Origin of the sequence: Methylobacterium oryzihabitans, assembly GCF_004004555.2 — a bacterium.
In the GTDB taxonomy this organism is placed as follows: Bacteria; Pseudomonadota; Alphaproteobacteria; order Rhizobiales; family Beijerinckiaceae; genus Methylobacterium; species Methylobacterium oryzihabitans.
This window is the reverse complement of record NZ_SACP01000019.1, coordinates 96868-108557: the sequence shown is the minus strand read 5'-3', so window position 1 is coordinate 108557 and position 11690 is coordinate 96868. Positions and strand designations below refer to the sequence as shown.

Sequence of the window (11690 nt, the reverse complement as noted above, 5' to 3'; positions counted from 1 at the left end):
AGGCGCAGGAGCGGCACGAGCGCCGGGAGCGGGTCTACCGCGACGACTAAATAGAAACTGTCTCCAAGTGACTGACTTGATGAGTAATTTCTGAACGCGGGATCCCCTCTCCCGAGTGGGAGAGGGGAGTCCTGCCACACCGAATGCCGCTTTCGACGAATGCAAAGGGGGCAGATGACCGCCGCCCCGTTTCATCCGCAAGGGACGGCCGTGCCGGTAAGCAACTGATACGAAATCCGGAAGATCGCTTCCGGGTTTCGTATCACAAGCCCGCGCGGCGCTTGAGCGAAGTCGATTTCCGCATCGCGAAGCGATCGATCGGAAATCGTATGAGGCGTCGCCCTCACCGGGTCGCCCTCAACGGGCGGCGAAGCTCGCCTCGCGGCTGCCTGCGAGCACCCGCTTCACCATCGCGCGCATGTCGGCGAGGGTGAACGGCTTCGTCAGCACGTCCGAGACGATCGCGTCGAGGCCGCGGGCGCGTTCGCGCTGGTCGGCGAAGCCGGTCATCAGCAGGATCGTCAGCAGCGGGAAGTCGCGCTTGGCCGCGAGCGCCAGGGCGATGCCGTCCATCAGCGGCATGCGGATGTCGGTCAGCAGCAGGTCGAAGGCGCCTTCGGCTTCGGTGAGGCGGTCGAGGCCGTCGCTGCCGTCGATGGCGGTCACGACCGAATGCCCGTCCATCTCGAGACCGCGCTTCAGGAAGCCGCGGATCGGCTCCTCGTCGTCGACCAGCAGGATGCGCGCCATGGGTCTCGTCTCTCGGCCTCCGGGATCGCAGCGGCGATCGTTTATCAACCTAGGTCAAGTTCACGCTGCGGCCTAGGTTCCCGGCGCACCGAAATCACCCGTTCCGACGGGCTTCGCGCGAACGCCGCGCCGGCTGCGACACGATTTCCGCACGTCACCGTCCGGACATCGCGTCACCGGCCGCCGTCGAACAGGTCGGCCTCGCCGCCACCGTAATCGACCAGCCCGACGAAGGGCAGTTGCCGGAACGCATGGGCGACGTCCATGCCGTAGCCGACCACGAACACGTCCGGGCAGACGAAGCCGACGTAGTCGGCGTCGATCGTGACCGCACGCTTGCCGGGCTTCTCGAGCAGCACCGCCGTCATCACGCGCCGGGCGCCGCGGGCCATCAGCAGATCCTTGGCGTAGACGAGGGTGCGGCCGGATTCGAGCACGTCGTCGATCAGCAGCACGTCGCGGCCGCGCACCTCGCTCTCGACGTCGCGCAGGATCTCGACCTGCCCGGACGACACCGTCGAGGTGCGGTAGCTCGACAGGTGGATGAACTCGACCTGCGGGGCGAGGCCGGCCCGGTGCAGCGCCCGGATCAGGTCGGCGGCGAACATGAAGCTGCCCTTGAGCACCGCGACGACGAGCAGATCCTTCAGCGGCTCGCCGGCGATGGACCGTGCCATCTCCTCGTTGCGGGCGGCGATGGCGGCCTCGTCGAACAGGACGCGGACGCGGGGCAGGGTGGAACTCATCGGACCTCTTCGTGCGCGGGGGACGCCGACGCAAGGCTGACGGGAGTTTCGCCGGTGTCAACCGCGGCAAAGCGGATCACGACGCGCTGGCCGCGGGCGGGGGGCGCCGACAGCTCGGCGCGGAAGCGCGCGCGCTCCTGCGGCTCCAGCACCGCCCGCGGCGGCTCGGCCGTCCAGCGGTACAGAATCCGGTCGGCCTCGTCGCGGATCTCGACGGCGATCGGCGGCACCGGGCGGGGCGCCGCCGCGGCCCCGACCACGTCGCCCTCGACCACGAGCCGGCCCGCTCCGCCGGGTCCGGCCGGGACCTGGTAGGCCGCGACGTCGCGCAGGGCGAGCCCGCGCAGGTTCACCGGCAGGCCGGCCGCGGCATACAGCCTCGCCGTCTGGGGCAGGGCGCGCACCACCGGCTCCCGGCCGAGCACGGCCGCCCCCGCCGCGGCCAGGACGAGCAGGGCGGCGAGCGCCCCCCGCCCCCGGTGCCGGGCGCCTTAGGCCCGGCCCCGGCCGCGGCCCGGACGCCGGGCCGGCGGCGCGGCCCCGGCGGTGTTGACCGCCTCCCCGGGCGGCGACAGGATCGCGGAGGCGGCCTCCGGCGGCGGCACGAACCACGGCTCGCGGCAGGCGGCGCAGCGCACGGTCCGCCCGCCCGGGCCGATGCGGTCGGGGTCGAGCGTGTACTCGCTGGCGCAGGACGGACAGACGATCAGCATGGCGAATCAGGACGGGGCGCGGCACGGCCCCGCAGCCCCACGCTCCCGCCGCAGGCTTAATGCGTGGTAAAGCCGCGCGAATCATCAGCACGGATCAGGGGATGCGCAGCGTGGGGCGAGAGCCGGAGCGGATCGGGTGAGCGGGGGCAGCCTCCTGTCAGGGGCCGACGAGTCGGTGGTCCGGTTCGAGAACGTCGGCATGCGCTACGGCGTCGGCCCCGAGGTGCTGAGCGACGTCAGCTTCGCGATCGCCCCGCACTCGTTCCAGTTCCTCACCGGGCCGTCGGGCGCCGGCAAGACGACGCTGCTGCGGCTGATCCTGCTCTCGGCCCGGCCGAGCCGCGGCCTCGTCTCGCTGTTCGGCGAGGAGGTCAGCGGCATCTCGAGCCAGCGCCTCACCGGCCTGCGCCGGCGCATGGGCGTGGTGTTTCAGGATTTCCGCCTGCTCGACCACCTCACCACCTACGAGAATGTCGCCCTGCCGCTGCGGGTGCAGGGCCGGGCCGAGACGAGCTACCGGGCCGAGGTGGTGGAGCTGCTGCGCTGGGTGGGCCTGGGCGAGCGCATGCACGTCCTGCCGCCGCTGCTGTCGGGCGGGGAGAAGCAGCGCGCCGCCATCGCCCGGGCGCTGATCGCGCGGCCCGAGTTGCTGCTCGCCGACGAGCCGACCGGCAACGTCGACCCGCAGCTCGGCCGCCGGCTGCTGCGCCTGTTCATCGAACTCAACCGCCTCGGCACCTCGGTGCTGATCGCCACCCACGACCACGCCCTGATGGATCTCGTCGACGCCCGCCGCTTCGTCCTCGGCAACAACCACCTGCGGATCGAGGGCTGATGCGGCCTCCCCTTCCCTCCCGCCGCGGGGCCGCGCGATGAGCGCCGGCCCGGAGCGGGCGCCGGCCGAGCCGGCCGCCCTGCCGCAATCGCTGCGCCGCAACGCCCCGCTGGTGCCGACCGACGGCAGCGCCAGCCGGGCGCTGGCGGCGGTGATCGCGATCCTCACCTTCCTCGCCGCGCTCTGCGCCGGGGCCGCCGAGATCGTCGCGTCGAGCGCGGCGCAGTGGCAGGGCGCGGTCTCGCAGGAGGTCACGATCCAGGTCCGGCCGGGCCCGGGCCGGGACACCGAGGCCGACGTCGCCCGCGCGGTCGCCCTGGCGAAGGAGGCGCCCGGCATCGCCGGCACCCGCGCGCTGAGCAAGACGGAATCCGAGCACCTGCTGGAGCCGTGGCTCGGCAGCGGGCTCGATCTCGGCGAGTTGCCGGTGCCGCGGCTCATCACCGTGCGGCTCGCCGGGGCCGGGACCCCGGCCGACCTGCCGGCCCTGCGCGCCCGCCTCGCCGAGGCGCTGCCGGGCGCCGCGAGCCTCGACGACCACGCCCTGTGGCTGTCGCGGCTCTCGACCATGGCGCACACCTTCGTGGGCATCGGCGTCGGCGTCGTCGCGCTGGTGCTGGTGGCGACCGGCCTCGCCGTCACCTTCGCGACCCGCGGCGCGATGGCGGGCAACCGCGAGGTCGTCGAGGTGCTGCACTTCGTCGGTGCCGGCGACGACTACATCGCCCGCGAGTTCCAGCGCCGGTTCTTCCGCCTCGGCCTGCGCGGCGGCGCGGTCGGGGCCGGCGCCGCCCTGGCGCTGCTGGCGCTGGCGGCGTGGCTCGCGCGGCTGTGGCGGGCGAGCCCGGCGGGCGACGAGATCGAGGCGCTGTTCGGCGGGTTCGAGATCTCGTGGCGCGGCTATGCCAGCGTGGTGCTGATCGGGGTGATCGCCTCGGTCGTCACCGGCGTGGTCTCGCGCCTGACCGTGCGGCGCTTCCTCGCCTGAACCGGGGGCCGGGCCGCGAACGAACCGGGCGGCCGGGGGTTGCCTCTCGGCCGCCGCAATCGGCACTATCCTCTCACGCCACGATGGCCCGCGGATGAAGCGCCGGATGAAGTTGCGAACCGCCGATGCGGGGGATTGGACCGGCGAGGCGCCGGCACGCCGCGGCGGCTGGATGCGCACGGCCGGGCTCGGGGTCCTCGCCCTGGGCGCCGCGGCGGCGCTGGCGCTCGGCGCCGGCTTCCTGGTCTTCGTCGCCGACGTGGCGCGCACCGAGCAGCGGCCCTCGGCCCGGGCCGACGGCATCGTGGCGCTGACGGGCGGCGCCCAGCGCATCGAGGACGCGATCGACCTGCTCGCCGGCGGCTACGGCCGGCGCCTGCTCATCAGCGGCGTCAACGAGCGCACCAGCCGCGACGAGATCGCCCGGCTCAACCCGGGCCAGCACCACCTCATCGCCTGCTGCGTCGACCTCGACTACCGGGCCCGCAACACGATCGGCAACGCGATCGAGACCCGGCGCTGGATGCGCGACAACGGCTTCCGCTCGGTCGCGGTGGTGACCTCGAACTACCACATGCCGCGCACGCTGCTCGAACTCGACCACGCCCTGGCCGCCAACGACCGCATCGTGCCGCACCCGGTGGTGCCGGAGGGGTTCGACTTCTCCGCCTGGTGGCGCCACCCGTCGGCGGCGCGGCTGCTCGCCTCCGAATACGTGAAGTTCCTGGTCGCCTGGATGCGGATCCGGATCGAGACCGACCCGGAGGGTTCGCGGGCCGCCTACCTGATGAGCCGCGGCCATCCGGTCAAGGTCGCGGGCCCGCTGGAGCGGTGATCCCTCTCAGCGGCCCTTGCAGCGGGTCTGCAGCATGGCGCTGAACTCGCGTTCCTGGCCCTGGACCTGCTCCAGCCGCCCGGCCCGTTCCGGCCCGGTGAGGCAGCGGCCGTAGACCGCGGCGGCGCGGCGCATCGTGTCGACGTGCTGGCGCCAGCCGCGGCAGCGGTCGGCCTCGCTGTCGCCGAGGGTCTCGAGGCGGTCGATCGCCACCCTCTGCGACGACTGCGCCACCAGGAGGTCGCGGGCGCAGGTGCCGTCGGCGGCCGCCGCCGGGAGGACGGGCGCGAGCAGGGCGAGCGCGAGCCCGCCGGCCATCGCGGTCGCGCGCATCACGCCGCCCGCGCCGGCGACTGGGTCAGCAGGGCGTAGAGGGCGTCGCCGTCCCGGGCGGCGCGGATCCGGTCGAGGATGCCCGGTTCGCGCAGGACCCGGGCGACCCGGGCCAGCGCCTTGAGATGGTCCGCCCCCGCGCCTTCCGGGGCGAGCAGCAGGAAGGCGATGTCGACCGGCTGGCCGTCGAGGGCCTCGAAATCCACCGGACGCTCGAGCCGGGCGACGAGCCCGAAGAGCTGGTCGAGGCCCGGCAGCTTGCCATGGGGGATCGCCACGCCCTCGCCGATGCCGGTGGAGCCGAGACGCTCGCGCTGGAGCAGCGTCTCGAAGATCTCCCGCTCGTCGAGGTCCGGCAGGTGCCTGGCCGCCTGGGCGGCCAGTTCCTGGAGAACCTGCTTCTTCCCCTGCGCCCGCAGCGCCGGGAGGACTGCCTCCGGCTTGAGGAATTCCAGCAATGGCATCGAGACCGCTGCCTCTACCGGCGGGACGGATCATCCCGCACTGACTCCACCCAGAGGCAATCCGTGGGCCGGGTCCGAACCGGTCACGGTGTGCCGCGTTCCGGCGGATCGATCCATCCGATCGCGCCGTCGCTCCGACGATATACGACGTTGACCCGCTCCGTGCCAGCGTGAACGAAGACGAGAACCGGGGCCCCGGTCAGGTCGAGCTCGACCACCGCCTCGCTGACCGAGCGCCGATGGAGCGAGCGGGTGCTTTCGGCGATCACCGGGGGATGGTCGCCGCTGTCCTCCTCGGGGGCCTCGAACACCGAATAGGCCGCCTCCAGCGCCGGCAGCGGGCCGGTCTCCTTGGCGTGGCCGTTGCCGCCGTTGGCGTGGGCCTTCAGGCGCTGCTTGTAGCGCCGCAGGCGCTTCTCGATGCGGTCGGCGGTCTGCTCGAAGCTCGCGGGAGCGTCCTGGGCGTTGCCGGAGGCTTCGAGGGTGATGCCGGAGGTGAGGTGCAGCACGCATTCCGTGCGGTAGGCGCTGCCGTCGCGGCCGACCGTGACATGGCCGTGATAGCCCCCGTCGAAGTATTTCGAGAGCGTGGACGCCATGCGGTCCTCGACGCGTGTCCTCAGGGCTTCCCCAAGGTCCACACCGCGACCCGTCACCCGCAACGCTGCCATGAGCTCCCTCCGGCTGTTGTGATCCCGCCGCGATCCGGAGCGACGCATCCGAACCGGACCGCTGCCCTCGAAGAGCTATGAATGCCGGAAGGTGAAGTCAACGCGAGCGGCGGCCGGGGCGCGGAGAACGGGCCTGACCAAAAATCGAAACCGCCTTCCAAGGGTCTGATGCCGTTGCCGAATTTTTACGGAGCGGGAATTCCGTTTCCGTACCGTGCCAACCCTCCCCCCAGTGCGGGGGAGGGTTCGGGCGCCGCGGTCGAGGCCCCGACGGCCGACCGCCTCAGCGCGCCGCCATCGCCGAGCGCTCGCGCCGGCGCTCGATCGAGGAGGGGATCCGCAGGCTCTCGCGGTACTTGGCGACGGTGCGGCGGGCGATGTCGACGCCCTCGGTCCGCAGGCGCTGCACCAGCGCGTCGTCGGAGAGCACGTCGTTGGCCGGCTCGGCGTCGATGAGCTGCTTGATGCGGTAGCGCACCGCCTCGGAGGAATGCGCCGCGGCCCCGGCGGCGCCGGGAATCGCCGCGGTGAAGAAGTACTTCATCTCGAAGGTGCCGCGGCTGGTGCCGATCGACTTGTTCGAGGTCACCCGCGAGACGGTGGATTCGTGCATGCCGATCGCGTCGGCGACGGTCTTGAGGTTGAGCGGCCGCAGGTGGGCGACGCCGTTGACGAAGAACCCGTCCTGCTGGCGGACGATCTCGCTCGCCACCTTCAGGATGGTGCGGGCGCGCTGCTCCAGGCTGCGGGTGAGCCAGTTGGCGGTCTGGAGGCAGTCCGACAGGAACGCCTTGTCGGTGTCGGTCTTCGCCCCGCGGGCGACCGTCGCGTAGTAGCTCTGGTTGACGAGCACCCGCGGCAGCGCCTCGCTGTTGAGCTCGACCAGCCACGACCCGTCCGGGGCCGGGCGCACGAACACGTCGGGCACCAGCACCTCGACCGGGCCGCTGCCGAAGGCCCGGCCGGGCTTGGGATCGAGCCGGCGCAGCTCGGCGAGCATGTCGGCGAGGTCGTCGTCGTCGACCCCGCACAGCCGGCGCAGGGCGGCGAAGTCGCGCTTGGCGACGAGATCGAGGCGCGAGACCAGGGCCGCCATCGCCGGGTCGAAGCGGTCGTGCTCGCGCAACTGGATCGCGAGGCACTCGGCGAGGTCGCGGGCGCCGACCCCGGAGGGATCGAAGGTCTGGACGAGGCCGAGCACCCGCTCGATCGTCGTCAGCGGCACGCCGAAGCGCCCGGCGAGCGCCGGCAGATCCTCGCGCAGGTAGCCGGCCTCGTCGACCGCGTCGATGAGGAAACCGCCGATCAGCCGCTCGACCGGGTCGCGGGTGGCGAGGTCGAGCTGCGCCGCCAGATGCTCGCGCAGGGACGATTCGACGGTGAGGCTCGCCTCGAAGTCCGGCGCCTCGCCGTCGAAGCTGCCGCCGGCGCTGCCCCACGGCGCGGGCGTGAGCGAGAGGCCCTCGCCCCCCGGTGCCTCGCGCATCGCCGGCCCCTCGTCGGGAAAGACGTTGTCGAGGCGGGTGCCGAGGTCGCCCTCGATCTCGCTGCGGCTCGGGTTGAGGTCGTGCGACAGCCACGGCTCGGCCGCGGGCTCGCCGTCGAAGCCGTCCGCGCTTCCGCCGTCCTCGCGGGCGTCGGCCGCCTCGCCGCGGGCGTCGGCCGGCTCGTGCGCCTCGACCTCGGCCCGCTCCAGCAGCGGGTTGCGCTCCAGCTCGGCATCGACGTAGGTCGCGAGGTCGAGGTGGGACAATTGCAAGAGCTTGATCGCCTGCAGGAGTTGCGGCGTCATCACCAGGGCCTGTCCCTGGCGCATCTCGAGCCGTTGCAGCAATCCCATCAGCCACCCCACGGCACACGGCGCATACCCGCCGAGGCCGGCACGATTCTTGCTTCGATTAACGTATTACAGATCTAGACCGAACCTCGGCATCCGTCAAAGCCGTCGATTGCCCGCGACCGGTTGGCCCGTGCCTCACGGCGTCGCAGGCAGGCCACCATGCCCCGCGGCGCGGTGCGGCGCCAGTCCTGGTCGCCGGGGACGCAGGGTCATCCCAGTCGTCGGTTAGGAAACGCTGACATGATCGTCCGGTCCGCGACCCGTCGCGATCATCGTCGATTCACCCTCCGGGGGCCGGGCGTGCGGAGAGACGATCCCCGCACGCCGGAGCGTCAGGCCGCCGGCATCGCTCGCTCGATCAGCCGCGCCCACAGCGACACGCCGTAGGGGGTGGCGGCGTCGTTGAAGTCGTAGGCGGGGTGGTGCAGGCCCGGGCCGTCGCCGGTGCCCATGAAGATGTAGGCGCCCGGCCGCCGGTTGAGCATGTAGGAGAAATCCTCGGCGCCCATCAGCGGCGGCGAGGTCCGGTCGACCAGGGCCTCGCCCGACACCTCGGCGGCGACGTCGGCCATGAAGGCGGCCTGATCGGGGTGGTTCTCGGTCACCGGGTAGCCGCGGTGGTAGGCGGTGCGGGCGGTGGCGCCGAAGGCCGCCGCGACGCTCTCGGCGACGGCGCCGAGCCGGGCCTCGCACAGGTCGCGGACCGCCTCGTCGAGGCAGCGCACCGTGCCGGTGAGCGTCGCGGTCTGGGGGATGACGTTGAAGGCGTCGCCCGCATGCATCGTGGTGACGGAGACCACCGCGGACTTGACCGGATCGACGTTGCGCGAGGCGATCGACTGCAGCGCCGTGATGACGTGGGCCGAGACCAGTACCGTGTCGATGCAGTCGTGCGGCGCCGCCGCGTGGCCGCCGCGGCCCTCGATCTCGATGACGAAGCGGTCGGCCGCCGCCATCATCGGGCCGGGCCGGATCGCGAAGCTGCCGAGCGGCAGGCCGGGCTTGTTGTGCAGGCCGTAGACCTCCTGGATGCCGAAGCGCTCCATCAGCCCGTCCTTCACCATCGCGTCGCCGCCGCCGCCGCCCTCCTCGGCGGGCTGGAAGATCACGATGGCGGTGCCGTCGAAGTTGCGGGTCTCGGCGAGGTACTTGGCGGCGCCGAGCAGCATCGCGGTGTGGCCGTCGTGGCCGCAGGCGTGCATCTTGCCCTTCACCGTCGAGCGGTAGGCGACGTCGGTCGCCTCCTCGATCGGCAGCGCGTCCATGTCGGCGCGCAGGCCGACGGTGCGGCCCGACCCGGCCTGACGGCCGCGGATCACCCCGACGACGCCGGTGCGGCCGATCCCGGTCACGACCTCGTCGCAGCCGAAGGCCCGCAGCCGCTCGGCGACGAGACCGGCGGTGCGGTCGACAGCGAACAGCAGTTCGGGGTGCTGGTGGAAGTCGCGCCGCCAGGCGGTGATCTCGTCGGTGAGGGCGGCGATGCGGTTGACGACAGGCATGGTGTGGTTCCGGAAGGGCGGGCGGACAACCGCCGCGTGCGCGCATGCAAGCCGAAGGCCGCCGGTGCGGTCAACCGCCCCGCGGGCATGGCCGCCGGGAGGATCCGCATACGATCCCGGCGCTTGCGCCGGCTCCGGCACGACTTGAGGTTATGCGGCAGGGCGTCGCATCATGGCTGGCCCTGCTCTTGCTGCGGAGGGGAGCGGGTCGTCGCGGCCCGCCTGCTGGCCCGGGGTCGATCCATGCCCTGGGGTTGCATTGCCCGTGTCCGTAGCGTCCAATCGGACCTTTCGCGCCTCCCGGAGTTCGTCCGTCCATGTCCCTGGTGAAGACTCGGTCCCTGGTGAAGACCCGCTCGGTCCTGTCGCGCCTCGCCGCCTCCGCCGCCGTCGCGGCGGCGCTCGCGGCCACCGCGCCCCTGCCGGCCGCGGCCGCCACGACCTTCCGCTTCGCGTTCCAGGGCGACATCAAGTCCCTCGACCCCTACACCCTCAAGGAGACGTTCACGATCGCGGCCCACGGCGCGGTCTACGAGTCGCTCATCACCCGCGACAAGGACCTCAAGTTCATCCCCGGCCTCGCCGAGAAGTGGGAGATGCCGGAGCCGACCCGCTACCGCTTCCACCTGCGCAAGAACGTCAAGTTCCACGACGGCTCGCCCTTCACCGCCGACGACGTGATCTTCTCCGCCGAGCGGGTGCGGGCGCCGGGCTCGAACTTCCAGACCAACGTCCCGGGCGACGCCACCTTCGTGAAGGTCGACGACACCACCGTCGACATGGTGCTCAAGACGCCGAACCCGATCGCGCATTACCAGTTCGGCAGCTGGTACATCATGTCGAAGACCTGGGCCGAGAAGCACGACGCCCTGAAGCCCACGCCGGCCGCCGCCACGACCCCGAGCTACGCCGCGCTCAACGCCAACGGCACCGGCCCGTTCATCATCACCGAGCACCAGCCCGGCGTGCGCACGGTGTTCAAGCGCAACCCGAACTATTGGGGCCCGGTCGAGTCCAACCTCGACGAGGCGGTGTTCACCACCATCGGCAACGACGCCACGCGGGTCGCCGCCCTGCTGTCGGGCGAGGTCGACTGGATCGAGCCGGTGCCGCTCCAGGACCAGAGCCGGGTCAACGGCAATGCCGGCACCGAGGTGATCTCGTCGCCGGAGCTGCGCACGATCTTCCTCGGCATGGACCAGAGCAGCGACGAGCTGCGCGGCTCCAACGTCAAGGGCAAGAACCCGTTCAAGGACGTGCGGGTGCGCGAGGCGTTCTACCGCGCCATCGACGAGGACGCGATCGTCAAGCGGGTGATGCGCGGGCAGGCCAGCGCCGCCGCCCTGCTGATCGCCCCGCCGCTGTTCTCGCTGGCCGGCGAGTTCAAGCGCCCGGGCTACGACCCCAACCGCGCCAAGGCGCTGCTCGCCGAGGCCGGCTACCCCAACGGCTTCGAGGTGCCCCTCGACTGCCCGAACGACCGCTACGTCAACGACGAGGCGATCTGCCAGGCCATCACCTCGATGCTCGCCCGCGTCGGCATCAAGGTCAACCTCATCGCCCAGCCGAAGGCGAAGTACTTCGCCAAGGTGCTCAAGCCGAACTTCGACACCTCGTTCTACCTGCTCGGCTGGACGCCGTCGTCGCAGGATTCGCACAACATCCTGTTCGAGATCGCCGGCTGCCGCGGCGACAAGGGCTCGGCGCGCGGCACGACCAACCTCGGCAATTACTGCAACCCGAAGGTGGACGAGCTGACCGACAAGATCGAGCGCGAGACCGATCAGGAGGCCCGCAACCTGATGATCAAGCAGGCCTACGAGATCATCCAGAACGACTGGGGCTACATCCCGCTGCACCAGCAGGCCCTGGCCTGGGGCGTGTCGAAGAAGGTCAAGGTCGCGCCGCGCGCCGACGACCAGATGATGCTGTACTGGGTCAAGAAGGACCAGTGATCCGCCAGAGCATTTTCCGACGAAGCGGATACCGTTTCGTTGAAGAAAATGCGCCAGA

The 11690-nt window shown here is 71.6% G+C and carries 13 protein-coding genes; 4 read left to right on the top strand and 9 right to left on the bottom strand.

Annotated features, from left to right (window positions below):
* Positions 1-357 precede the first annotated feature (357 nt).
* The 4 genes from EOE48_RS18855 to EOE48_RS30385 form a co-directional block, all read right to left on the bottom strand.
* Entirely contained in the window at positions 358-750 is a 393-nt protein-coding gene (locus tag EOE48_RS18855) for a response regulator (protein WP_127731983.1), read from the bottom strand.
* 173 nt (positions 751-923) lie between these two features.
* Positions 924-1496 (bottom strand): hypoxanthine phosphoribosyltransferase, encoded by a 573-nt coding sequence (gene hpt / locus EOE48_RS18850; protein WP_127731981.1) that lies wholly within the window; start codon positions 1494-1496, stop codon positions 924-926.
* Positions 1493-1951, bottom strand: a complete 459-nt coding sequence (locus EOE48_RS30390; protein WP_342791863.1) for a DUF3426 domain-containing protein — start codon at positions 1949-1951, stop codon at positions 1493-1495. Before EOE48_RS30390 ends, hpt begins: the two co-directional genes overlap by 4 nt.
* 36 nt (positions 1952-1987) lie before the next feature.
* Positions 1988-2209, bottom strand: coding sequence for a zinc-ribbon domain-containing protein (locus EOE48_RS30385; RefSeq protein ID WP_342791862.1), 222 nt, complete (start codon positions 2207-2209; stop codon positions 1988-1990).
* A gap of 136 nt (positions 2210-2345) precedes the next feature.
* On the opposite strand from EOE48_RS30385, the gene ftsE reads away from it, so the two are divergent.
* The 3 genes from ftsE (at position 2346) to EOE48_RS18830 (ending at position 4867) form a co-directional block, all read left to right on the top strand.
* On the top strand, positions 2346-3044 hold the full coding sequence (ftsE, locus tag EOE48_RS18840) for a cell division ATP-binding protein FtsE (RefSeq protein WP_127731979.1): 699 nt from the start codon (positions 2346-2348) through the stop codon (positions 3042-3044).
* Positions 3045-3081: 37 nt separating this feature from the next.
* Positions 3082-4032, top strand: a complete 951-nt coding sequence (locus EOE48_RS18835; protein ID WP_127731977.1) for a cell division protein FtsX — start codon at positions 3082-3084, stop codon at positions 4030-4032.
* Positions 4033-4138: 106 nt separating this feature from the next.
* Positions 4139-4867 (top strand): YdcF family protein, encoded by a 729-nt coding sequence (locus EOE48_RS18830; RefSeq protein ID WP_127731975.1) that lies wholly within the window; start codon positions 4139-4141, stop codon positions 4865-4867.
* A gap of 6 nt (positions 4868-4873) precedes the next feature.
* Here EOE48_RS18830 and EOE48_RS18825 read toward each other — a convergent pair whose 3' ends face one another.
* The 5 genes from EOE48_RS18825 to EOE48_RS18805 all read right to left on the bottom strand — a co-directional run bounded on the left by EOE48_RS18825 (position 4874) and on the right by EOE48_RS18805 (position 9677).
* Complete coding sequence (locus EOE48_RS18825; protein ID WP_127731973.1) at positions 4874-5200, bottom strand: hypothetical protein; 327 nt, start codon at positions 5198-5200, stop codon at positions 4874-4876.
* Complete coding sequence (ptsN, locus tag EOE48_RS18820; protein ID WP_127731971.1) at positions 5200-5664, bottom strand: PTS IIA-like nitrogen regulatory protein PtsN; 465 nt, start codon at positions 5662-5664, stop codon at positions 5200-5202. Before ptsN ends, EOE48_RS18825 begins: the two co-directional genes overlap by 1 nt.
* Before the next feature lie 83 nt (positions 5665-5747).
* Positions 5748-6335, bottom strand: a complete 588-nt coding sequence (gene hpf, locus EOE48_RS18815) for a ribosome hibernation-promoting factor, HPF/YfiA family (protein WP_127731969.1) — start codon at positions 6333-6335, stop codon at positions 5748-5750.
* A gap of 283 nt (positions 6336-6618) precedes the next feature.
* On the bottom strand, positions 6619-8175 hold the full coding sequence (gene rpoN, locus EOE48_RS18810) for an RNA polymerase factor sigma-54 (protein WP_127731967.1): 1557 nt from the start codon (positions 8173-8175) through the stop codon (positions 6619-6621).
* 332 nt (positions 8176-8507) lie between these two features.
* Positions 8508-9677, bottom strand: a complete 1170-nt coding sequence (locus EOE48_RS18805) for a M20 aminoacylase family protein (protein ID WP_127731965.1) — start codon at positions 9675-9677, stop codon at positions 8508-8510.
* Positions 9678-9994: 317 nt separating this feature from the next.
* Here EOE48_RS18805 and EOE48_RS18800 point away from each other — a divergent pair, with 317 nt between their 5' ends.
* The gene (locus EOE48_RS18800) at positions 9995-11632 is read left to right on the top strand and encodes an ABC transporter substrate-binding protein (protein WP_127731963.1); all 1638 of its coding nucleotides are present in this window, start codon (positions 9995-9997) and stop codon (positions 11630-11632) included.
* The last annotated feature ends 58 nt before the right edge of the window (positions 11633-11690 follow it).

Bases quoted from the DNA above. Each gene is read 5' to 3' on its own strand.
- EOE48_RS18855 (WP_127731983.1), bottom strand. From the start codon at position 750: ATGGCGCGCATCCTGCTGGTCGACGACGAGGAGCCGATCCGCGGCTTC.
- hpt (WP_127731981.1), bottom strand. From the start codon at position 1,496: ATGAGTTCCACCCTGCCCCGCGTCCGCGTCCTGTTCGACGAGGCCGCC.
- EOE48_RS30385 (WP_342791862.1), bottom strand. From the start codon at position 2,209: ATGCTGATCGTCTGTCCGTCCTGCGCCAGCGAGTACACGCTCGACCCC.
- EOE48_RS18835 (WP_127731977.1), top strand. From the start codon at position 3,082: ATGAGCGCCGGCCCGGAGCGGGCGCCGGCCGAGCCGGCCGCCCTGCCG.
- EOE48_RS18830 (WP_127731975.1), top strand. From the start codon at position 4,139: ATGAAGTTGCGAACCGCCGATGCGGGGGATTGGACCGGCGAGGCGCCG.
- EOE48_RS18825 (WP_127731973.1), bottom strand. From the start codon at position 5,200: ATGCGCGCGACCGCGATGGCCGGCGGGCTCGCGCTCGCCCTGCTCGCG.
- ptsN (WP_127731971.1), bottom strand. From the start codon at position 5,664: ATGCCATTGCTGGAATTCCTCAAGCCGGAGGCAGTCCTCCCGGCGCTG.
- hpf (WP_127731969.1), bottom strand. From the start codon at position 6,335: ATGGCAGCGTTGCGGGTGACGGGTCGCGGTGTGGACCTTGGGGAAGCC.
- rpoN (WP_127731967.1), bottom strand. From the start codon at position 8,175: ATGGGATTGCTGCAACGGCTCGAGATGCGCCAGGGACAGGCCCTGGTG.
- EOE48_RS18805 (WP_127731965.1), bottom strand. From the start codon at position 9,677: ATGCCTGTCGTCAACCGCATCGCCGCCCTCACCGACGAGATCACCGCC.
- EOE48_RS18800 (WP_127731963.1), top strand. From the start codon at position 9,995: ATGTCCCTGGTGAAGACTCGGTCCCTGGTGAAGACCCGCTCGGTCCTG.